The sequence below is a fragment of the Gordonia sp. 852002-51296_SCH5728562-b genome, assembly GCF_001665475.1.
Taxonomy (GTDB): domain Bacteria; phylum Actinomycetota; class Actinomycetes; order Mycobacteriales; family Mycobacteriaceae; genus Gordonia; species Gordonia sputi.
Window position 1 is genome coordinate 1 of record NZ_LZMI01000084.1, and the last position, 23365, is coordinate 23365.

17 protein-coding genes are annotated in these 23365 nt (G+C 65.1%); 16 read left to right on the top strand and 1 reads right to left on the bottom strand.

Annotated features, from left to right (window positions below):
- The first annotated feature begins 97 nt into the window (after window positions 1-97).
- The 4 genes from A5766_RS15480 (at window position 98) to A5766_RS15495 (ending at window position 3906) form a co-directional block, all read left to right on the top strand.
- A complete protein-coding gene (locus tag A5766_RS15480) occupies window positions 98-1468 on the top strand; it encodes an SAM-dependent methyltransferase (protein WP_064905265.1) in 1371 nt (456 codons plus the stop codon).
- A complete protein-coding gene (locus tag A5766_RS15485) occupies window positions 1465-2295 on the top strand; it encodes a DUF1295 domain-containing protein (RefSeq protein WP_005207639.1) in 831 nt (276 codons plus the stop codon). The genes A5766_RS15480 and A5766_RS15485 overlap by 4 nt, the downstream gene beginning before the upstream one ends.
- A 152-nt stretch (window positions 2296-2447) precedes the next feature.
- A complete protein-coding gene (gene sigK, locus A5766_RS15490; RefSeq protein WP_005207638.1) occupies window positions 2448-3017 on the top strand; it encodes an ECF RNA polymerase sigma factor SigK in 570 nt (189 codons plus the stop codon).
- A complete protein-coding gene (locus tag A5766_RS15495) occupies window positions 3010-3906 on the top strand; it encodes an anti-sigma factor (protein WP_064905267.1) in 897 nt (298 codons plus the stop codon). The genes sigK and A5766_RS15495 overlap by 8 nt, the downstream gene beginning before the upstream one ends.
- Here the strand turns inward: A5766_RS15495 and A5766_RS15500 are convergent.
- Window positions 3903-5612 (bottom strand): flavin-containing monooxygenase, encoded by a 1710-nt coding sequence (locus A5766_RS15500; protein ID WP_064905341.1) that lies wholly within the window; start codon window positions 5610-5612, stop codon window positions 3903-3905. The two genes, A5766_RS15495 and A5766_RS15500, sit on opposite strands and share 4 nt — an antisense overlap.
- 400 nt (window positions 5613-6012) lie before the next feature.
- Between A5766_RS15500 and A5766_RS15505 the strand changes: the two genes are divergently transcribed.
- From A5766_RS15505 to A5766_RS15560, 12 genes are all read left to right on the top strand, one after another.
- On the top strand, window positions 6013-7284 hold the full coding sequence (locus A5766_RS15505; protein WP_197501479.1) for an aromatic ring-hydroxylating oxygenase subunit alpha: 1272 nt from the start codon (window positions 6013-6015) through the stop codon (window positions 7282-7284).
- Complete coding sequence (locus A5766_RS15510) at window positions 7284-8315, top strand: hybrid-cluster NAD(P)-dependent oxidoreductase (protein ID WP_064905271.1); 1032 nt, start codon at window positions 7284-7286, stop codon at window positions 8313-8315. Before A5766_RS15505 ends, A5766_RS15510 begins: the two co-directional genes overlap by 1 nt.
- 7 nt (window positions 8316-8322) lie before the next feature.
- Complete coding sequence (locus A5766_RS15515; RefSeq protein WP_064905273.1) at window positions 8323-9531, top strand: sarcosine oxidase subunit beta family protein; 1209 nt, start codon at window positions 8323-8325, stop codon at window positions 9529-9531.
- A gap of 44 nt (window positions 9532-9575) precedes the next feature.
- On the top strand, window positions 9576-9842 hold the full coding sequence (locus A5766_RS15520) for a sarcosine oxidase subunit delta (RefSeq protein WP_005207632.1): 267 nt from the start codon (window positions 9576-9578) through the stop codon (window positions 9840-9842).
- Window positions 9839-12643 (top strand): 2Fe-2S iron-sulfur cluster-binding protein, encoded by a 2805-nt coding sequence (locus A5766_RS15525; protein ID WP_064905275.1) that lies wholly within the window; start codon window positions 9839-9841, stop codon window positions 12641-12643. Before A5766_RS15520 ends, A5766_RS15525 begins: the two co-directional genes overlap by 4 nt.
- On the top strand, window positions 12636-13235 hold the full coding sequence (locus A5766_RS15530) for a sarcosine oxidase subunit gamma (protein WP_064861280.1): 600 nt from the start codon (window positions 12636-12638) through the stop codon (window positions 13233-13235). Before A5766_RS15525 ends, A5766_RS15530 begins: the two co-directional genes overlap by 8 nt.
- A gap of 10 nt (window positions 13236-13245) precedes the next feature.
- Window positions 13246-14094 carry a formyltetrahydrofolate deformylase gene (gene purU / locus A5766_RS15535; RefSeq protein ID WP_064905278.1) on the top strand — a complete coding sequence of 283 codons (849 nt, stop codon included), beginning with the start codon at window positions 13246-13248 and terminating at the stop codon, window positions 14092-14094.
- A 308-nt stretch (window positions 14095-14402) separates the two neighbouring features.
- Complete coding sequence (locus A5766_RS15540) at window positions 14403-16859, top strand: GcvT family protein (protein ID WP_064905280.1); 2457 nt, start codon at window positions 14403-14405, stop codon at window positions 16857-16859.
- A 31-nt stretch (window positions 16860-16890) separates the two neighbouring features.
- A complete protein-coding gene (locus A5766_RS15545) occupies window positions 16891-18603 on the top strand; it encodes a BCCT family transporter (protein ID WP_064905282.1) in 1713 nt (570 codons plus the stop codon).
- Window positions 18600-20105 (top strand): aldehyde dehydrogenase family protein, encoded by a 1506-nt coding sequence (locus A5766_RS15550; RefSeq protein WP_064905284.1) that lies wholly within the window; start codon window positions 18600-18602, stop codon window positions 20103-20105. The genes A5766_RS15545 and A5766_RS15550 overlap by 4 nt, the downstream gene beginning before the upstream one ends.
- A 17-nt stretch (window positions 20106-20122) precedes the next feature.
- Window positions 20123-21670 carry an APC family permease gene (locus A5766_RS15555; protein WP_064864784.1) on the top strand — a complete coding sequence of 516 codons (1548 nt, stop codon included), beginning with the start codon at window positions 20123-20125 and terminating at the stop codon, window positions 21668-21670.
- The gene (locus A5766_RS15560; RefSeq protein ID WP_064864781.1) at window positions 21667-23241 is read left to right on the top strand and encodes a GMC family oxidoreductase; all 1575 of its coding nucleotides are present in this window, start codon (window positions 21667-21669) and stop codon (window positions 23239-23241) included. Before A5766_RS15555 ends, A5766_RS15560 begins: the two co-directional genes overlap by 4 nt.
- The last annotated feature ends 124 nt before the right edge of the window (window positions 23242-23365 follow it).

Genomic DNA, 23365 nt, shown 5'->3' on the forward strand with positions numbered 1-23365 from the left:
TGGTCGAGCTGACCCTCGCTGGTCGAGCTGACCACCGCTGGTCGACCCAACCCGCTGGTCGAGCTTGTCGAGACCACCCCCACCCGAAAGGTCACCGATGAGTAGTCCCGCCACCGACTCCGACTCGCATGACACCCCGCCGCCCGCGCTCGACACCGACCTCACCGCGGCCGACGCCCGGCGCTGGCCCGACGTCGCGGCCGTACCCACCGGCGCGACCGCGCGGGTCCGTGGACGCGCCGCGGCGTGGCTCTTCCGCCACGCGACCACCGGAATCGGAGTCCGCATCGAGTTCCCCGACGGCTCACGTCGCGGAAGCAAGACCGAGACCGTGTTGCCGCGCATGATCGTTCGACGCCCGGTCGCGTTCTCGCGCCGCGTCGGCTCGGGCGGTCTGATCGGGTTCGGCGAGTCCTTCATGGCGGGCGACTGGACCACCGACGACCTCGTCGGCGTCCTCACCCCATTCGCCGAACGAGTCGCCCGACTCGTCCCGAAGCCCCTGCAAACCCTGCGCGCACTGGTCCTACCTCGACATCCCGCCGACGAGGAGAACACCGCCGCCAACACGCGCAGCAACATCGCGCGACACTACGACCTCTCCAACGACCTCTTCGCGACCTTCCTCGACGAGACGATGACCTACTCGAGCGCCCTGTTCGACGACCCGGCCCTCGACGCAGACGCCGCGCAGACTCCCAAACCGACCTCCCAGGTCGGATTCGACGACCTCGCAGATGCTCAGCGCCGCAAGGTCGATCGCCTACTCGACGCCGCGGGTGTCGGCCCGGGCTCGCGCGTCCTCGAGATCGGAACGGGCTGGGGCGAGCTGTGCCTGCGCGCGGCAGCACGCGGGGCCACCGTGCGATCGGTGACACTGTCGAGCGAGCAGCGCGCGCTCGCGATGCAGCGCGTCGACGAGGCAGGCTTCGCCGACCGTGTGCAGATAGACCTGCTCGACTACCGCAGCGTCACAGGCACCTACGACGCCGTGATCTCGGTCGAGATGATCGAAGCCGTCGGTGAAAAGTATTGGCCCATCTACTTTTCGACGATCGACCGCGTACTAGCGCCAGGCGGGCGCGTCGCCATCCAGGCCATCACCATGCCCCACGACAGGATGCGCGCCTCGCGGAACACCTATACCTGGGTGCACAAGTACATCTTCCCCGGCGGGCAGCTCACCTCACTGCCCGCACTGCGCGACGTCACCGCAGAGCACACCCGACTTCGCCTGCGCGACAACCTGTCCATGGGCCATCACTACGCCGAGACACTGCGACTGTGGCGCGAACGCTTCACCGCTCGCCGCGCCGACGTCGAATCCCTCGGTTTCGATTCGACGTTCATGCGCATGTGGCAGTTCTATCTCGCCTACTCCGAGGCGGGATTTCGCGCGGGCTACCTCGACGTGCATCAACTCGTCTTCACCCGTGATGACGACTCAGCCGCGAGCACCGACTCATGACAGGACTGACGGGGTGGGCGGGCTTCGGCGTGGTGACCGGAGCGTCGTTGCTGTTCATCGTTGTCCTGCAAGCGATCACGTTTGCGGTGGGGCGTCGTTTGGGGCACTACAACGTGGTCGACGTCATCTGGGGATTCGGATTCGTCGGGATCGGCTGGATCGCACTGATTCTCGGCGGCGGCGACATCACCCGACGGTGGATTCTGGCGCTCGCCGTCACGGTGTGGGGTCTGCGACTGACATGGCACATGCTCGGCAAGGTTAGCGGCAAGGGTGAAGACCCGCGCTACGCGAAGGTTCTCGGCGAGAACCCGTCGGCCGGGCGCGTGATCCGCAAGATCTTCGGCACCCAGGGCGCCGCACAGTGGTTCGTGTCGCTGCCGCTACAAGTTTCCGCGGTCACGCACGCAACGCACGGAATCTGGTGGATCGTGTTGATCGCGGGAATCGTGGTCTGGGCCATCGGTATCTCGTTCGAGGCGATCGGCGACGCCCAGATGACGTCGTTCAAATCCGATCCGTCCAACAAGGGCAAGATCATGGACCGCGGACTGTGGGCCTGGACGCGGCACCCCAACTACTTCGGCGACTCCGCCGTCTGGTGGGGCATGTGGCTCATCGCCGCGTCGGCGTGGCCCGGAGTTCTGACCGTGCTCTCACCCGTCGTGATGACCTACTTCCTGGTGTACGCAACCGGCGCGCGTCTGCTCGAAGAGTCGATGAGCAAACGAGACGGCTACCCCGAGTACCAGCAGCGCACGTCGTACTTCTTCCCCCTGCCGCCGAAGACGCGTGAGGGGGCGGGCAGTCAGGGTCATGCGCCATGACCGTCCCGCTCGTAGCCCCCGCACCTCCGACCCGCTTGACCTGGTCGAGTTCAACCTCGTCGTCGAGTCCGGCGGGACTGAAGAGTCTGGCGTGGTTGAGGGTCGGCACGTCGCCAATTAGGGTGAACTGCGATGAACGCAGAGGCCTGTCGGTGACCGCTGACCACGATGCCGGCGACCGGCTGCCCGCACTTCTGGAGAAGATCGCTTCGGGAGACGAGCTCGCATTCGCCGAGTTCTACGACCTCACCAGCCATCGCGTGTACGGCATGGTGCTGCGCGTTCTGCGCGATCCCGGCTACAGCGAGGAGACCACGCAGGAGGTCTACCTGCAGGTCTGGCGGTCAGCGTCGACGTTCCGCGCCGACCTCGGCTCGGCGCTGAGCTGGCTCATCACCCTGGCGCACCGTCGCGCCGTCGACCGCGTGCGATCGGAGACCGCGAGCAGCCGCCGCGAGGAGAACTACGGAGCGCAGGACTACACCTCGACGTTCGACGAGGTCAGCGAGGCCGTCGACAAACGGGAGACCAGCTCGCAGGTCCGCGGCTGCCTCGAAACGCTGACCGACGTGCAGCGCGAATCGATCGGCCTCGCCTACTACGAGGGGCTCACCTATCGCGAGGTCGCCGAGCGACTGTCGGTGGCGCTCCCCACCATCAAGAGCCGCATCCGCGACGGAATGGCTCGCCTCCGCTCATGCCTCGGAGATCGTGATGTCTGACGAAAAGCCAACCACCCCAGCATCTTCCGACGATAACCTCGTCAGCCTCGCCCCGATGCTCGGTCTCGACGCACTCGGTGCGGCCGAGCGCGACTCGGTCGCCCGACGCCGCGCGAAGGCATCGGACACCGACCGCGCCGCCTTCGACCGCGACGTCCGACTCACCCGCGAGGCAATGGCCTCGGTCAGTTCCACCACATCCGCGGCGCCGCCACCCGAACTACGCGACCGCCTGCTACAGCTCATCCGCACCGAGCCCCAGGACGACGCCCCCGCGCCCCGCCCAGCGGGCCTGACGGCCGTGGACGCCTCCCGCCGGCCCGACGCGCCGGCGGACCTTTCTCGCTGGTCGAGCCGGTCCGGAGCGCCAGCGGACCCCTCCCGCTGGTCGAGCCGGTCCGGAGCGCCAGCGGAGGACCGAGTCGAGACCACCCAACGCAACCGTCGCTTCCTCTACCTCGCCGCTGCGGCCATCGTGGCTGTCGCGATCGGAGCCGTCGGCTGGGTCGTCGGCGCCAATCTCTCGTCCGACAACAAGCCTCAGCAGACCACCGCGCAGCAGGTGTTCGACGCCAAGGACATCCGCACCTCGTCGGGTTCGGTCGCCACCGGCCGCGCGACCGTCGCATACTCCGAGAGCGCAGACGCGGGCGTGCTGGTCATGAACGACGTGCCACCACCCAAGTCCGGGACGGTCTACCAGATGTGGCTGGTCGGGCCCGAGGGCGCAACGTCGGCGGGCACCATGACCGACAAGGACGTAGCACCGTCGACCACCGCGGTGATCCCGCACATCGGAAACGCGAAGGCGCTGGCGTTCACCGTCGAGCCGCCCGGTGGTTCGACGACTCCGACCAGCAGCTTTGTCGCCGAACTTCCACTGAGCTAGGTTCCGCGCCGCAGTTGCGTGGGCATCAACTGCAGTAACGCCAACTGACCGGCCATCTGCCAACGATTTTCGACGGCCTCGGAGTACAGGTCGTCGATCGCAGCCTTCCCGAGCTTGTGCGGCCCGACGATGCGATAGCACGACTGGTTGAAACTGCCGAACCACAACTGGACGAACAGCTTGGGGTTCACCATCATTCGCCACGCCGGCACCAGGCAACCGATCTCGCTGGCGAGCGCATCCAGGTACAGCACCTGCGACGGGATTGCCTCCGTGTGGCCGGGACTAAGCGCAGTCCAGTGCTCTTCCCACTCCTTCTCGCGACCGATGCGTTCATCGATGTTCGACGGCGGGGCGAGCTTTCCGCTGCACAACCGTGCGAAGTACCGCGCCTGCATCTCCGCACAGATCGGGATGCCACCCGAGAACGGCCGGACGAATCCGATGAACGCCGCAGTGCCGTCGTGTTCGGGGTGCAGGAAGTGCTTGTAGAGGTTACGCACGTTGCCGTCCTTCACCTGCAGATCGCCGATCGACAACTTCTCGGTGGTGAAGCCGGTGCACAGCACGATCGCGTCGAACTCCGCCGATCTCTCGTCGCGGAATCGCACCGTCGAACCGTCGGAACCCGCGATTCCGCTGTCGTTCAACGTCACTCGGCCGTCGACGAGACTCGGGATGAAGCTGACGTTCTTGCAGAAGATGGCCCGCTGCGCCCAGCTGCCGTCGGGATGCGACCGTCGATTCCAGGTGCGAATCATGTCCCAGTTGGCCGCGTTGTCGAGCGTGTCCACGTCGATCTTCGCCGGTTCCATCGGCTGTCCGAGAGGATTGACGTCGGCCTCGACGGTGCGCCGACCTCCCGGCGCCCTACCCGCGTACGCGCGCACCACACCTGCCGCAGTGATGAACACACCCAGCACCACCGACATCGCCAGGAACAGCGCCTTGATCACCGAGTTGCGGCCCCATGCGGTGTCGAGCACTAACGGATACTCCGCCGACCTCCGGCACATCTCGTGGGCGTGCGCACGCACGGTTCCGTTGTCGGTCGTCCTCGTACGGTTGAAGACACGCGGCAACAGGTAGGTGTAGGAGCGGATCGCAAGAGTGCATTCCGTTGCCACGTCACCGATTTCGCGCACGAGGTCTGCACCGGATTCGGCCATGCCGACAATCAGAACCCGCTTTCCCGCGAACCGGTCGCTGTTGCGGTACTCCGACGAGTGCACGATCTCCCCGGTGAAACCCTCGAGCCCCGCGATCGCGCGGTTGGGCGTCTTGAACGGTCCAGAGCAGACGGCGACCGCGTCGAAGCTCTCCGACCACGTCGCACCCTCGCGTGAGACAGTCACCGTCCAGCCCTGTTCGTCACGCCGGATATCGGTGACCTCTGAACCGAACGTGATGCTCTCGGCGAGGTCGAATCGGGCCGCGTACTCGCGCAGATACTCCAGATACTGCGCGCGCGTGTAGAACACGCGGCCGTCGGCAAACGGGTGATCCGAGTAGGCCATGAGTTTCATCGAGACCGTGAGCATGAGGTTGTCGTAGGCCTTCATCTGCTCGTCGTCGCCCTCGTAGCGCAGCCACAGGCCACCGAGGTCGGTGTTCTTGTCGAAGCAGACGACGTCGTGCCCCTCGTCGCGCAATTGCTTGATCGTCGTCAGACCACACGGGCCCGCACCCACCACACACACCTTCACGGCAATTCCTTCGAGTTTCCGGGCGTCGAATTCGACGGCCAACCGATCGAGACTTAGGGAAGGCTAACATCACCTACTCACTTGCGGGTATGGCATATCCGCAGGTCAATGGCTCACACCGGTCAATTCGGGCCAACCCGACACGGATTGCGCATCGCCCTTAATCGTCGCCAAATCACTACTTGCGCCCGATTGACAGACAGGACCAGAGCATTCACACTTGTTGCATCAGTTGCTACTCGTTGCGTTATACGCAACCGTCAATGCAAGGGTCGCCGCCGACCCCCGCCACGCCTGCCACCGCGATCCCCCACACCGCCAAGAGAGACTTCGATGGCCGATGCACACTGACCCGCCCCAGCAGAATGCGCGGTCGACCGCACACCGAGCCGACCCGGCCATGTGCACTGTCATCGGCACACGCGTCGTCGGCCAGAGTCTCCCGGGCCAGTGCTACGTCGACCAGAAGTGGTTCGACGTCGATCTCGACGAGATCTTCGCCAAGCAGTGGCTCTTCGTCGCCGCCGAAGCCGAGATCGCGGAGCCCGGCGACTACGTCACCGTCGAATTAGGAACGCGATCGGTCATCGTCACGCGTGACAACCTCGGCAACGTCCGCGCCCATCACAACGTCTGTCGCCACCGCGGGGCGCGCCTGATCACGCAGGCAAACGGCTCGACCGGCACCATTGTCTGCTCGTACCACTCGTGGACCTACGGCACCGACGGTCGCCTCATGTACGCCGAGGCCCAGGCACCCGACTTCGACAAGCGCTGCTTCTCGCTCCGCTCCGTCGCAGTCCGCACCATCGCCGGCCTCGTCTTCATCTGCCTCGCCGACGACCCGCCCACCGACATCGACGACGTCGCGCGCATCGTCGAACCGTACCTCGCGCCTCACCGACTCGCGGAGGCCAAGGTCGCCAAGCAGACCGATCTCATCGAGAACGGAAACTGGAAGCTCGCAATGGAGAACAACCGCGAGTGCTACCACTGCGGCGGCCATCCGGAACTCCTGAACGTCTTCTTCCCGACCTGGGGCTACAGCGACTCCGACGCCATCCCAGACCGACTCACCGCTGTCGTGGAACGTTATCGACGCGTCACCGCGGAACTCACCGACACGTGGACCCGCTTCGGCCTCCCCTATCGGCGCATCGCCCAACTCGACTCCCGTCCAACGGGTTTCCACATCGAGCGGGAAGCAATGGATCTCGCGGGCGAGTCGTTCACACTCGACGGAACCACCGCGTGCACACGCCCGCTCTCCGACGACCTACCCGACCGCCGACTCGGCCGCCTCTCGATGCACCTGCAACCGAACATGTGGTTGCACGTGACCAGCGATCACGCAGTGTTGTTCTCCGTCATACCGATTCGGCCCGACGAGACGCTCGTGCGCACCACCTGGCTGGTCAACGCCGCGGCAGTCGAGGGCGCCGACTACGACCTCGATCGGCTCACCGGGGTCTGGGAGATCACCAACCAGCAGGACGCCGACCTGGTCCGGCTCGCGCACCGGGGCATCGCCGATCCCGCCTACGTTCCCGGTCCGTACGGACCGTCGGAGTTCCAGGTCGAGGCGTTCATCAACTGGTACATCACACGGCTGCGCGTCAACCTCGGACTCGACGCCGACGCCACACCCGATCAGATTGCCGAGAGCGCGTGATGAGCACCGACCACCTCCTCGTGTGCGTCGACCGCAGCGAACTCACCCGCGACATGGCGACGTTCACCTTTCGCGCAGTCGAGCCGTACACGTTCGTGTTCAACCCAGGGCAGTTCCTGTCAGTTGGAATCGAGATCGATGGGCGCGTCGTCGAACGGTGTTACTCGATTTCGTCGTCGCCCACCCGCCCGGACACGCTATCGATCTCGGTAAAACGCAAAGTCGGTGGGCACGTGTCGAACTGGTTGCACGACAACATGTCTGAAGGTCGGACCATCACCGCGTCCGGACCGCTCGGCCGGTTCAGCTACATCGACACAGCCGCAACCAAGCTCCTGTTGATCTCCGCCGGGAGCGGCATCACCCCGGTGATGTCGATGCTGCGGGCCGCCACCGATTCCGACAGCAGCACAACCCCCGACATCGTCTTCATCCACAGCGCCCGCACGCTCGACGACATCCCGTTCCGCACCGAGCTCGACGACCTCGCCGTCACTCACCCCAAAGTCGCTGTCGCCTTTGCCTGTACGCGCCTCACCGACGACGATTCGGGCGCCGCGTGGTCGGGTCATCGTGGCCGGATCGACGCCGCTGCCCTCGCCCGCATCTGCCCCGATCTCGCCGAGAGGGAGGTCTTCCTCTGTGGCCCAGGCCAGTTCCGTGCGGGTGTCCGTTCGGCTCTTGTCGCCTCCGGAGGTTCGCTGACGCGAATACACGAGGAGAGCTTCGGCTTTCGGCTGCCAACCAGCGACGACGGCGCTCCCTCCGACGGCGTCAGCGTCGACTTCACCCGCCGCGCACGCCGCATCCACGTCGGCGCAGGTACGACGATCCTCGCCGCCGCGGCGGCTGCGGGAGTCACGCTCCCGTCGTCCTGCGGTGTCGGCCTGTGTGGCTCGTGCAAGGTGACCAAGACCTCGGGCGACGTCGTGATGAACCATCAGGGCGGAATCCACCGCCGCGAAATCGAGCAGGGCAAGATCCTGCTCTGCTGCTCCGAACCACTCTCGCCCGTCGTGATCGATCTGTGAGGACCCCATGACCAGCCCCCATCCAGACTTCCTCTGGCGCAACCCCGATCCCGCGCCCCACTACGACGTGGTGATCGTCGGCGGCGGCGGCCACGGCCTCGCCACCGCCCACTATCTGGCACGCAATCATGGGATCACCAATGTCGCTGTGCTGGAGCGTGGTTGGCTCGCGGGCGGCAACATGGCACGCAACACGACGCTGATTCGCTCCAACTACCTGTGGGACGAGAGCGCCGCGATCTACGAGCATTCCCTCAAGCTCTGGGAGGGACTCGAAGACGAGCTCGGTTATCCGATCCTATTCAGCCAACGCGGTGTGCTCAACCTCGCGCACACCGAGCAGGATGTCCGTGACTCGGTTCGCCGAGTAGAAGCCAACCGGCTCAACGGAATCGACGCCGAATGGCTCGATCCCAAACAGGTCGCCGAGGTCTGCCCGATCGTCAACACCTCCGCCGATATCCGCTATCCCGTTCTGGGTGCCACATTTCAGCCGCGCGGCGGGATCGCGAAGCACGACTGGGTCGCATGGGGATTCGCGCGCAGCGCAAGCGACGCCGGGGTTGACATCATCCAGAACTGCGAGGTCCTCGGGTTCGAGACCGACGGGGGCAAGGTCACCGCGGTCAACACCAGCCGCGGGCGTATCGGGGCAGGCACCGTGGCACTGTGCGCCGCGGGCCACACGTCGACGCTCGCCGACCCACTCGGCATCGACCTTCCCCTGCAGAGCCATCCGTTGCAGGCACTCGTTTCCGAACTCCTCGAACCCGTCCACCCCACCGTCGTGATGTCCAATGCGGTACACGTGTACGTCTCGCAGGCACACAAGGGTGAGCTTGTGATGGGAGCGGGCGTCGACTCATACAACGGATACGGCCAGCGCGGCGCCTTCCACATCATCGAACGCCAGATGGCGGCGGCCGTCGAACTGTTCCCGATATTCGGTCGAGCCAGGCTGCTCCGGACATGGGCGGGCATCGTCGACGTCACCCCCGACGCCTCACCGATCCTCGGCGCCACACCGTACGACAATCTCTTCCTCAACTGTGGCTGGGGCACAGGTGGTTTCAAGGCAACACCGGCCGTCGGCTGGTGCCTCGCGCATACCGTCGCGACCGGTGCACCACATCCGATCAACGCGCCGTTCACCATCGAGCGCTTCACCACCGGAGAGCTCATCGACGAACACGGCGCCGCAGCGGTAGCGCACTGAAACCCCGTTACTGAAAACGCAGCCACTGAGTACCAGGAGATCCGTTGCAACTCATCACCTGCCCGCACTGCGGGCCACGCGAAGAAGTCGAGTTCCACTACGGTGCCGCGGCGGGCGTCGCCTACCCCGGCCAGCCGGCCGACCTCGACGACGCCGCGTGGGCGCGCTATCTGTTCTCCCGCCCCAACCCGAAAGGCGCACTGACAGAACGCTGGTGCCACAGCGCAGGTTGTCGGCAGTGGTTCACCGTCCAGCGCGACACCGTCACCTACGCGATCGTGCCGACGCCGTCCGAGGAGACCGCCCGATGACGCAGACCTTCCGCACTCCGTCCGGCGGACGAGTCGATCGCAATTCACCCATCGACTTCGTCTTCGACGGTGCCACCTACACCGGTTACGCCGGCGACTCACTGGCATCGGCATTGTTGGCAAACGGAGTTCGCTCGATCACCAGCAGCGTGATACTCCACCGCTCCCGCGGCGTCACGGGTTCGTGGGCCGAAGATGCCACCGCGCAGATCGGCGTCGACGCTCCGTACAGCGAACCGATGGTCCCCGCGACCACAGTCGAGTTGAGCCCCGGACTCGTCGCGCACGGTGTCCCGGGACTGGGGCGCTTGTCGTTCGACGTCGACACCGCCCGCTACGACTCGCTGCACCACCATCCCGACCTGCTCGTCGTCGGCGCCGGACCCGCAGGCCTCATGGCGGCGCTGATCGCCGGCCGCGCAGGTCTGCAGGTCATGCTCCTCGACGAGCGCGCCGAGCCCGGAGGCGCAACACCGTGGGCACCCTGGGTAGCCGAGGCCGTCGCCGAGTTCGACTCACTGCCCACCACCACCCGACTGATCCGCACCACCGCATTCGGTGCATACGACGACGGGTTCGTCCTCGCTGTCGAGCGACGCACCGACCATCTGGGAACGGAAGCACCACAGCACATCTCACGACAGCGCATTCATCGCATCCGCGCGCGGCACACCGTCGTCGCCGCAGGCGCGCACGAACGTCCGATCATCTTCGGCAACAACGACCTACCCGGCGTCATGCTTGCCGGTGCCGCCGCCGATTACCTCCGCCGGTACGGCGTTCTCGTTGGCACGAGCGCCGTCCTCTTCACCGCCTGCGACGCCGCGTACGACGCCGCTTTCGCGTTGGCGCAGGAAGGAGTCGACGTCCGTGCGATCGTCGACGTACGGGCAACCGTGTCGACCGATCTGGCCGAATATGCTGCCGCCCTTGGCATCTCACTGCGTGCCAACGACGCCGTGGTCGAGGCTCTCGGCACCGATTCGGTAGAGGGTGTGCGCCTGCGAGATGACACGTCACTCGACTGCGACACGGTACTGGTCTCCGGAGGCTGGAATCCCGCTGCGCACCTGTGGAGTCAGCTGCGCGGTGCGCTGACCTTCGACGCCTCAGCCGCAGCCTTTCTGCCCACGGGAATGCTTCCTACCACCGAGATCGCGGGAGCGGCAGCCGGAATGCTCACCACGCCATCATGTCTGGCGGATGGGCGTCGAGCAGGACTCTCCGCCGTCCGCGCGCTCGGCGTCGTCGCACCCGAGTTCCGAGCGATCCCGCACGTCGGTGAGCGCACACCGGCCGCGACGGAAGTGTGTTGGCGGGTAGCCGAATCCGACGCCGCTACATCGTTTGTCGATCTCCAGCGCGATGCCACGGTCACCGACGTCGAGCGTGCCGTCGGCGCCGGGATGACGTCTGTGGAGCATGTCAAGCGCTACACCACGATCGGCACGGCACACGATCAGGGTAAGACGTCGGGCATCGTCGCCTCGGGCATCGTCGCTGAGTTGCTCGGCGTCGATGTCACCGCTACCGGTACGACGACATTCCGTCCGCCCTACACCCCGGTGTCATTCGCAGCGTTAGCAGGTCGCGACCGAGGCGATCGCTACGACCCGGTTCGACGAACTGCGTTGCACCACTGGCACAGTGAGCGCGGCGCGGTGTTCGAGGATGTCGGCCAGTGGAAGCGTCCGCGCTTCTATCCGCGCGGCGGCGAGGACATGGCGTCGGCCGTACTTCGTGAATGTGCCGCTGTCCGTGCGGGGGTCGGCATCCTCGACGGTTCGACGCTCGGCGTCATCGACGTCGCGGGGCGAGACGCCCCCGCCTTCCTCGACATGCTCTACACCAACATGATGAGCACGCTGCGGGTCGGCAAGATCCGCTACGGCGTGATGTGTGGACCCGACGGCATGGTCAAGGACGACGGCACCGTCATGCGCATCGCGGACGACCGCTACACCGTCTACACCACCACCGGAAACGCGGCGACCATCCTCGACTGGATGGAGGAGTGGCACCAGACCGAATGGCCGGAGCTGCAGGTGTTCACCACCTCGCTGACCGATCACGTAGCGACGTTCCCCGTCGCGGGTCCGCGGTCTCGCGACGTCGTGGGTGCCGTGTTCGACGACCTCGACGTGGACAACGACGCGTTCGGCTTCATGGACTGGCGCGATACGACTCTCGACGGCGTTCCGATCCGTATCGGGCGCGTCAGCTTCTCCGGCGAGCTCGCCTACGAGGTCAACGTCGCCGCGGGATACGCACTCGACGTGTGGTGTGCACTCCTCGACGCCGGTGAACGATACGAGATCACGCCGTACGGAACCGAGACCATGCACGTGCTGCGCGCCGAGAAGGGGTACCCCATCATCGGCCAGGACACCGACGGGACTGTCACGCCACACGACCTCGGCATGAGATGGGTGGTGTCGAAGAAGAAGTCCGACTTCATCGGAAAGCGCTCGTTCTCCCGTGCCTCCGACCGTAATCCGTTGCGCAAGCACTTCATCGGGCTGCTGCCGACCGATGCGTCAACGGTGTTGCCGGAGGGATCGCAGATCGTCGCTCACAGTCCGGACGGCACGCTGCCACCTCCACCCGTTTCGATGCTCGGGCACGTCACCTCCAGCTACCTCAGCGCCGAGCTCGGGCGGCCGTTCGCGCTGGCGCTCGTGAAGGGGGGCCGGGATCTGGTCGGTTCACGACTGTCGGTGCCCGTCGGTGACCGCCTCGTCGAGGTCGAGGTCACCTCACCGGTCTTCGTCGACCAGGAAGGAACACGTCGTGATGGCTGACATCTCGCTCACACCGCGCTCGCCGCTTAGCGGCTGGAAGGAGGTATTCGACGCGCTCGCCCCCGCGGTGCAGCTGGCTGAAACCCCTGTGGCGCAGTCGATCGTCCGCACCTCCGACGCCGATGCCATCGCACGACTCGACCTGCCGGGCGTCTGCGAACTACGACGCCACGACGGTGAGGTCGCGGTCTGGCTCGGCCCCACCGAGTGGCTGCTCTATCGCGAGGGCGTGACAGGCCACGCCTTCTTCGACGACGTCGTGTCCCGTGGAGGCGAGAACACCTACGTCATGGATGCGACGGCGCAGCGCACCCGGCTCACCCTCGGCGGCCCCCACGCCCGCACCATCCTCGCTCACGGTTGCGCGATTGATCTGTCCAACAGCGCATTTCCGACCTCGCGTGCGGTGTCGACGCTGCTGGCCCAGACGGGCGTCGTGATCCACCGTGACGAATATGACGACACGTACACGGTCTTCGTGCGTTCGTCGTTCGCCGACTACCTCGCTGACTGGCTCGTCGACGCCGCGGCCGAGTATGTGGTTCCGACAGCCCCTAACACGACACCCACTCGCACGAACCCCCCGACCTGAAAGACCGCTCATGCCCTCGACTTTCACGCTCACCCTGCGGTGCCCCTCCCGCGGCGGAATCATGCATGCGATCTCGTCGTTCCTGTTCAGCCACGGCTGCGAGGTCATCGACCACCGACAGTTCGACGATCCGACAACGCATACCCTCTTCGTACGAACAGAATTCGCGTCGGCGCGACAATCCAGCGCGGACGACATGGTCCGCGCGTTCGAACATCTCGCCAGCGGGATCGACGCCCAGTTCGAGATCCACGACCGCACGCCCGCGCGGATCGTCGTCATGGTCTCCAAACTCGGCCACTGCCTCAACGACCTGATCTTCCGTTGGCGTGCAGGGACACTCGGAGGTGAGCTCGTCGCGGTCGTGTCCAACCACACCGATCTCGAGCCGATGGCAACCTCCGCCGGACTCCCGTTCCGACATCTGCCGGTGTCACCGGACACGAAGGTCGACGCCGAGGCAAGACTCCTGGCAACCGTCGACGAGTTCGACGCCGATCTCGTCGTCCTCGCCCGATACATGCAGATCCTGTCCGACGAGACCTGCGCGAAGCTGCGCGGCAGGGCGATCAACATCCACCACTCGTTCCTTCCGGGCTTCAAAGGCGCCAAGCCCTACCACCAGGCCCATCAACGCGGGGTCAAATATGTCGGCGCGACAGCACATTACGTGACAGCAGATCTCGACGAAGGCCCGATCATCGAACAGGAGGTGATCCGCATCGATCACACCCACGACCCGCGCAGGCTCGCCACGGTCGGCAGCGACGCCGAAGCCCTGGCGCTCTCCCGCGCCGTCCGCTGGCACAGCGAGAACCGCGTGCTCATGAACGGAACCAGCACCGTGGTGTTCAGCTAGCCGCCCGCCCCGCCCCACCCGCCGGTCGAGCCCCGCCCGCTGGTCGAGCGCCACCCGCTGGTCGAGCGCCACCCGCTGGTCGAGCTTGTCGAGACCACCCGCTGGTCGAGCGCCCCACCCGCTGGTCGAGCGCCACCCGCTGGTCGAGCTTGTCGAGACCACCCGCCGGTCGAGCGCCCCACCCGCTGGTCGAGCCCCACCGCTGGTCGAGCTTGTCGAGACCACCGCCGGTCGAGCCCCACCCGCTGGTCGAGAGCTCCCCCCGCTGGTCGAGCTTGTCGAGACCCCCCCCACCAAAAGGAAACCCCATGCCCACTCCCAAAGTCGTCATCGTCGGCGCAGGCATCGTCGGCACCTCGCTGGCCGACGAGCTCACCGCGCGTGGCTGGAGCGACGTGACAGTCCTCGACCGCGGGCCGCTCTTCGCCACCGGTGGATCGACCTCGCACGCACCGGGTCTCGTGTTCGCGACCAATCCGTCGAAGACGATGACCGAGCTCGCGAGCTACACCCTCGAGAAGTTCTCCACGCTCGCACATCCCGACGGCTGGTGCTTCAGTCACCTCGGAGGGCTCGAGGTTGCCACCACGGAGGCACGCCTGGACGACCTCCACCGCAAGGCAGGCTGGGCTGCCTCGCGCGGCGTCGAACATGAGCTCCTGTCTCCCGCAGAGTGTCTCGAACGCCACCCCCTGATCGATCCAGACCAGATCGTCGGCGGGTTCTTCACGCCGCGCGATGGTCTCGCCAAAGCGCTGCGGGCAGCAGAAGCTCAAGCGATGCGGGCGATCTCACGTGGTGCGCGGTTCGTCCCGCACACCGAGGTGATCGATGTCGTCGAATGCAACGGTGAGGTACGTGGCGTCCGCACCGCGACCGGGGTCGTCGACGCCGACATCGTGGTGTGCTGCACAGGTTTCTGGGGCAGAGAGTTCGGCCGCCGCGTCGGGCTCACCATCCCCCTCGTCCCGATGGCGCATCAGTACGCATACACCACGCCGCTCGAATCGCGCCACGGCGCCAATTCTGCTGTCGCAGAGGCCTCGCTGCCGATCCTGCGCCATCAGGACCGCGACCTCTACTACCGGGAGCACGGCGACCGCCTCGGTATCGGCTACTACGGTCATCGCCCGATGCCGAGCGACGTCAACGCACTCGACTACGACTCGACCGTCTCGCTCGAGGAGATGCCGTCGAAACTGATGTTCACGCCAGACGATTTCGCCGAAGCCTGGGACCAAACCATCACGCTCATACCAGAACTCGCGACAGGGAAGGTCGACGACGGCTTCAACGGCATCTTCTCGTTCACCCCCGACGGGCACTCCGTCGTCGGAGAACATCGCGGCCTCAAGGGATTCTGGGTCGCCGAGGCCGTGTGGGTCACACACTCCGCGGGTATCGCACGCACCGTCGCCGAGTGGATGGTCGACGGCGCGCCCAGCGTCGACACCCACGAGTTCGATCTGTACCGGTTCGAAAACGCCGCTCTCACAGACGACTACATCCTCACGACGAGTTCGCAGTCGTTCGTCGAGGTCTACGACATCATCCATCCGCACGACCAGGTTGCCGCGCCCCGCGGAGTGCGCACCAGCCCGTTCTACGACCGGCAAGCCGCGCTCGGCGCAGAGTTCTGGGTCGCGAATCTGTGGGAGCGGCCGGCGTGGTTCGAGGCCAATCAGCCGATACTCGACGAACTCGTCGCCGGTGGCCTGCAGATCCCGCTGCGCGACGCATGGTCGGCACGCAACTGGTCGCCCATCTCGGTCGCGGAAGCAGCGTGGACCCGCAGTCATGTCGCGATGTACGACATGACACCGCTGACCCGCTACGAAGTCTCCGGCCCCGGGGCCGCCGACTTCCTCCAGCGGATGACCACCAACAATGTCGACAAGTCGATCGGCTCCATCACCTACACGCTCATGCTCGACGACGAAGGCGGCGTGCGGTCGGACCTGACGGTCGCCCGCCTCGGCGCCGATCTGTTCCAGGTCGGGGCCAACGGACCGATCGACTTCGACTGGTTGTCTCGCCACCTTCCTGCCGATCGCAGCGTGACACTACGAGACATCACCGGCGCAACGTGCTGCATCGGGCTCTGGGGCCCATCGGCTCGCGACGTCGTCGCACCACTGACGCCAACCGGCCTGACCAACGACGGCCTGAAGTACTTCCGCTGCGTCCAGACAACCATTGGGTCCGTACCCGTGACACTCATGCGGGTGTCCTACGTCGGCGAGCTCGGGTGGGAGATCTACGCCGACGCCGAGTACGGCCGTGGTTTGTGGGACCTCCTCATGGCGGCGGGCGCTGAGCACCGCATCATTGCCGCGGGCCGGATCGCCTTCAATGCGCTGCGCATTGAGAAGGGCTACCGATCCGCCGGCGTCGACATGACGACCGAACACACCCCCGACGCGGCCGGGCTGAGCTTCGCCGTGAAGTCGTCGAAGCCCGAGTTCGTCGGAAAGAATGCCCTGGACCAGCGGGTATGCCCCTTGCGCCTGCGAACCCTCAAGTTCGACGACCCTGCTGCCGTGGTACTCGGGAAGGAGCCGGTCAGGGTAGACGGGGACGTCGTCGGATACGTCACGAGCGCAGGGTGGTCGCCGACGGTCGGCGCGTGTCTCGCGTACGCGTGGCTGCCGTCGGATCTGCCCGATTCCACGGCCGTTGCGGTCGATTACTTGCGCACGTCGTATGGTGCCTTAGTGATCTCGGATCCGGTGGTCGACCCCGAGATGGCTCGAATCAAGCAGTAAGTGTCCACCGCTACCTGCGAAAAGAGGCGCCATGGCGAACATGAATGATGTGCGGAAACGCTACACACTCGACCCGGTGGTGTTCGGTGCGACGGCAGCACTGATCATCGCGTTTCTCATCTGGGGTCTTATCAAGCCCCATAATCTCGCGTCCGTCTCGTCGACCGTCCTCGACTGGATCACCAGCAACCTCGGTTGGCTGTTCATCCTCACCGCAACCGGTTTCGTCATCTTCGCAATCTGGCTCGCCCTGAGTAAGTACGGGCGCATTCCGCTCGGCAAGGACGGCGACAAACCCGAGTACCGCACGGTGAGCTGGATCGCGATGATGTTCAGCGCAGGCATGGGCATCGGCTTGATGTTCTTCGGCGCATACGAACCACTGTTCCACTTCGTCAAGGCACCGCCCGGATACTCCGCTCGCGACGTACAGGTTGCGATGGCAACCACCATGTTCCACTGGGGATTTCATCCGTGGGCGATGTACGCAGTCGTCGGCTTGGCCATCGCATACTCCACCTATCGCCTTGGCCGAAGCCAGCTCATGAGTGCGGTTTTCGCTCCGCTACTTGGCAATTCGGCGAATGGCCCAGTCGGCAAGATCATTGACATCCTCGCGATCTTCGCGACGCTGTTCGGAACCGTCGCCTCACTGGGACTCGGTGCGCTGCAAATCGGTTCGGGCCTGGACAAGGTCGGTTGGGTGAAGAATCCGTCCACCATGGTCCTCGTGACGATCATCGCGGTGCTGACCGCCGCTTTCGTCGCGTCGGCCGTGTCGGGTATCGCCAAGGGAATTCAGTGGCTGTCGAACATCAACATGGTGTTGGCGCTGATCCTCGCGGTGTTCGTGTTCGTCGTTGGCCCCACCGTATTCATCCTCAACCTCCTGCCCACCACGATGGGCGCCTACGCCAACGACGCCCTCGGCTTCTCCGCACGATCCGGCGCGACGGTCGACGCCGACGGTGAGAGCTGGCTGGCATCGTGGACCATCTTCTACTGGGCATGGTGGGTGTCCTGGACCCCCTTCGTCGGTATGTTCCTGGCGAAGATCTCCAAGGGCCGCACCATCCGTGAGTTCGTCGTCGGCGTGATGATCGTGCCAACTGTGGTGTCGCTGTTGTGGTTCTGCATCTTCGGCGGATCGGCGATACGTGAATTCACCGACGGCAAGCTGCCTTTCGATCCCGACACCAGCGCCAGCGAGGACACGCTCTTCGACGTCTTGGCCAACATGCCCTGGACGGCGATAGCCTCCGCGCTCGTCATGATTCTGGTCGCCATCTTCTTTGTCTCCGGCGCGGATTCGGCGTCGTTGGTGATGGGTACGCTCTCGCAACGCGGTTCGCCCGAACCGAGTAGGTGGATCACCATCTTCTGGGGTGTATCCACCGGCGCGGTCGCCGCGGTGCTGCTCGCGGTCAGCGGCGACGACGGGCTCAACGGCATCAAACAGATGGCGATCATCGCTGCGCTGCCGTTCGTGTTGGTGATGGTCGGCATGTGCGTGTCGCTGTACATGGATTTGCGCCGCGACCCGTTGATCGTCGCTCGTGGTCTGCTCTCCGATCGCGTCGACGAGCACATCCGCGAAGAGGCTGTCAAGATCGAGACCAGCGAGTTCGCGGTGCTCGACCCCGAAACCGGCGACCCGATCGCTCCCTTCGTCAACGGCACCGTCGAAACCATCCCGTCCGCAACGGAAGACGCGGGAACTACGGAAGGCAAGAGAACCGAATGACCCAACCGCTCGCGGGGCTGATCGGCACGCATCAGCTCTACATCGACGGCACGTGGCGCCCCGCCTCCGACGGCGGCGTCCGCGCGCTGATCAACCCTGCGAACGGCACCGAGTTCATCTCTGTCGACGAGGCTAGCTCCGACGACGCGACAGCCGCCGTCACCGCTGCACGTACGACGTTCGACGACGGCAAATGGCCTGCGACGCCGGTCGCCGAGCGAGCAGCGCTTCTACGCCGTATCGCCGACCTGTTGGTCCGCGACAAAGCAGACCTCGCATACATCGAGACACTCGACACCGGAAAGACGTTGGCGGAGAGTGAGATCGACATCGACGACGTCGAGTCGGTGTTCCGCTACTACGCCTCGCTCGTCGAGACGTCTGCCGATCGGCTCGTCGACGTCGGCAACCCCGCCGTGATCAGCCGAGTGGTGCGCGAGCCGATCGGGGTCTGCGTTCTCATCGCGCCCTGGAACTATCCGCTCCTGCAGATCTCGTGGAAGATCGCCCCCGCGCTCGCAGCAGGTTGCACCATGGTCGCCAAACCCAGTGAGGTGACGCCCCTTTCGACGATCGCTTTCGTCAGGCTGTGCGAGGAGGCAGGAGTCCCCGCCGGGGTACTCAACCTGGTGCAGGGGTCCGGAGCCGTTCTCGGTCCCGCGCTCACCGACAACCCCGACGTCGACTTCATCTCGTTCACGGGCGGCCTGCAGACCGGCATTGTGATCTCGGAGACCGCCGCCAAACACGTCACCAAGGTCGCCGTCGAACTCGGCGGAAAGAACCCGCACATCGTCTTCGACGACGCCGACTGGGAATCGTCGGTCGACCAGGTACTCACCGGGGTGTTCCTACACTCGGGCCAGGTGTGCTCGTCGGGCACACGGCTCATCGTGCAGTCCTCCATCGCCGACGACTTCGTCGACGCTCTCGTCCAGCGCGCCTGCACCATTCGCATGGGCGACGGACTCGATCCGACCAGCGAGACCGGCCCCCTGGTGTCGCAGGCACAACTCGACAAGATGCACGCCTACGTGGCGTCGGCCAAGGACGAAGGCGCCGTGCTGCGTTGCGGCGGCGGACGGCCGGATCGCAACGATCTCGATCCGGGCGGATACTTCTTCTCCCCCACCATCTTCGACCACTGCGACCGGTCTATGACGATCGTCCGCGACGAGACTTTCGGACCGATCCTCACCGTCGAACGATTCGAGACCGAGGAGCAGGCGCTCACACTCGGAAACGACACCGCATACGGTTTGGCCGCGGGAGTCCGCACCTCCGACGCCGCGCTCGGCGAACGGATGGTTCGCGGTCTGCGACACGGAACCGTGTGGCTCAACGACTTCGGCTACTACACACCAGCCGCCGAATGGGGAGGATTCGGCAAGTCCGGCAACGGACGCGAACTGGGCCCGACTGGGCTCGCGGAATACCAAGAAACAAAGCACATCTGGCACAACACCGCGCCGTCGGCGTCGCGGTGGTTCGGACCGGAATGATCACGCGATGAGGAACAATGGCCACAGAGTCTACGCCGACAACCACTTCCGAGGCCGACGGCCTCGAAGACTTCGGATACAAACAGTCGCTCGACCGTAGTATCGGCAAGTTCGCCAGCTTCGCCGCGGGCGTCAGCTACATCTCCATTCTTACCGGGACCTTCCAGCTGTTCTACTTCGGCTTCGGGACCGCAGGACCGGCTTATCTCTGGTCGTGGCCGATCGTCTTCGTCGGACAGCTCTGTGTCGCACTGTGTTTCATGGAGCTCGCAGCCAAGTACCCGGTCGCAGGGTCGGTATACAACTGGGCAAAGCGATTGGGCACGCAGTTGGTTGGGTGGTCGGCGGGCTGGTTGATGCTCACGGCGTCGATCGTCACCCTGGCCGCCGTCGTGTTGGCGCTACAGCTCAATCTGCCGAGACTGTGGAGCGGTTTCCAGATCTACGGCGACGGTTCCACGCCGACGTCGTACGCGGTCAACGCGGTGATCCTCGGCTCGATCCTGGTGGCCCTCACCACCGCCATCAACGCGTGGAGCGTACGGCTCATGGCATTGATCAACAGTGTCGGCGTCTTCGTCGAACTCATCGCAGCCGTACTCATCGCAATCATCCTGGCGTGCAACGTGACCCGCGGCCCGCAGGTCTTCTTTTCCACACACGGGTACGGGGCAGGCGAGAGTGGCGGCTACCTTGGTGCATTCCTCGTCGCGTCGCTGGCGTCGGGTTATGTGATGTACGGCTTCGACACCGCCAGTTCGCTCGGCGAGGAGACCGTCGAACCACGACGCACCGCGCCGAAGGCGATCCTGCGCGCGATTCTTGCGTCGTTCGTCATCGGCGGTGCGATACTCGTTTTCGCGATCATGGCCGGCCCGGATCTTGACGATCCCAAGCTTGGTCAGCCAGACGGCAGCCTGCAGTACATCGTCGAAACCGTGATGTGGGGACCGCTGGGCAAGATCTTCCTCGTCGCCATCGTCATCGCGGTCGTCGTCTGCTCACTCGCCGTGCACACGGCGGCGATCCGATTGATGTTTGCGATGGCCCGCGACAACGCGCTGCCCTTCGGCTCTCATCTGGCCAAGGTCGACCCGAAGCGTCAGACTCCGGTCATTCCCGCTTTCGTCATCGGAATTCTCGCGGTGCTGATACTGGTGATCAACATCGGTCAGCCGAAGATCTTCACGGTGCTGACGTCGATCGCGATCATCATGATCTACCTCGCATATCTGTTGGTCACGATGCCCATGCTGCTCAAGCGTTTTCGAGGTGAGTGGCCACCGAAGGATCTCGCCGAGGGCGGCTACTTCACGATGGGGCGGTGGGGTCTGGCGGTGAACCTGCTGGCCGTCGTCTGGGGCATCGGAATGGCACTGAACCTGGCATGGCCGCGCTCTGCGGTGTACGGCACACCGTGGTTCAACACGTGGGGTGCATTCGTCTATATCGGCATCATCCTCGGGCTCGGGTTGCTCTGGTACTTCACCGTTGGACGTCGGAACATCGGTGTACTGGCATCGCATTCGAGCACCAACGGCATCGCCACGGAGGCCGCGCAGTGACTACCTACGACTACGTGATCGCTGGCGGTGGAACCGCCGGATGTGTTCTCGCCGCACGGCTTTCCGAAGATCCCGACGTCACTGTCTGTCTGATCGAGGCCGGACCGAGTGACGTCGACGATCCGGCGATCCTGGTGTTGGCCGACTGGATGCACCTACTCGACTCCGGCTACGACTGGGACTATCCCGTCGAACCGCAGGAGAAGGGCAACAGCTTTCTACGACACGCCAGGGCCAAGGTGCTCGGCGGATGTTCGTCGCACAACTCGTGTATCGCCTTCTGGCCTCTCGCGCAGGGACTACGGGACTGGGAGGCGATGGGCGCGACCGGTTGGGGACCCGAAGCCGTACTCCCCTACGTCGCGCGCGTGGAGAACAACGTCGCTGACGGGACATACCAGGGCTATCCGCACGGACACGATGGCCCCGTCCGGCTGCGCGACGTGCCGCCCAATGACCCGTGCGGGCAAGCGGTGCTGGATGCGGCCGCCAAGCTCGGCCTCGAGACCGTCGCATTCAACCGCGACGATTGGCACCCGAATGCCGCCGGCTGGCTGCAGATCAACGCGAACGAAGCGGGCGAACGCATGTCGTCATCGCACGCCTACCTGCATCCGATCCTCGACAAGCGACCCAATCTGACTGTGCTGACGAACAGTTGGGTCCGCGAGATCGTCATCGACGACTCTTTACGAGCCACCGGTGTCACGTTCCTGCGGCCGGATCTCAGCGGATACGACACCGTCGACGCACGACGCGAGGTCATCGTGACCGCGGGGGCCATCGACACTCCGAAGTTGTTGATGCTCAGCGGGATCGGACCGGCGGACCACCTGCGCGAGGTCGGAGTCGAGGTGCGTGTCGACTCGCCCGGCGTCGGCGAGAACCTCGACGACCACGTTGAGGGCCTGGTGTTCTGGGAGGCGTCGCAGCCGATGGTCACCGAGTCGACGCAGTGGTGGGAGATCGGCCTCTTTGCCACCACACGTGACGGCCTCGACCACTCGGACCTGATGATGCACTACGGCAGCGTGCCGTTCGACATGAACACACTCCGATGGGGCTACCCAACCACGGAGTCGGGGTTCTGCCTCACACCCAATGTGACGCAGGGACTTTCCCGGGGAACGGTGCGACTGCGGTCGCGCGACTTCCGCGACCGGCCCCGGGTTGACCCGCGCTATTTCACCGATCCCGAGGGCCACGACGAGCGGGTGATGCTCGCCGGTATCCGGCTCGCGCGTGAGATCGGTGCGCAGAGTCCGTTGTCGGAGTGGGTATCTCGCGAACTGGCACCGGGGCTCGACGCCGTGACCGACGACGAGTTGATCGACTACATGCACAAGACGCACAACACCGTGTACCACCCCGCGGGTACCGCGAGGATGGGAGCGGCGTCGGATCCGCTGGCGGTGCTCGATCCCGAGCTGCGGGTGAAGGGCGTTTCGGGTTTGCGGGTTGTCGACGCGTCGGCGATGCCCAAACTGCCCGTCGTCAACCCGAACATCACGGTGATGACCATGGCGGAGAAGTGCGCCGACCTCATCAAGGAGGCGAACCGAAGCCAATGAGCGCTGACTCGTGTCGAGTTCGCCTGGTACGTACACAAGTCGTACCTCAGCGCGAGGCCGAGGAGATTATCTCGATGGCGGCCCGCTCACGACCAGATTGTGTACGTACAGATTGGGTAAGTGG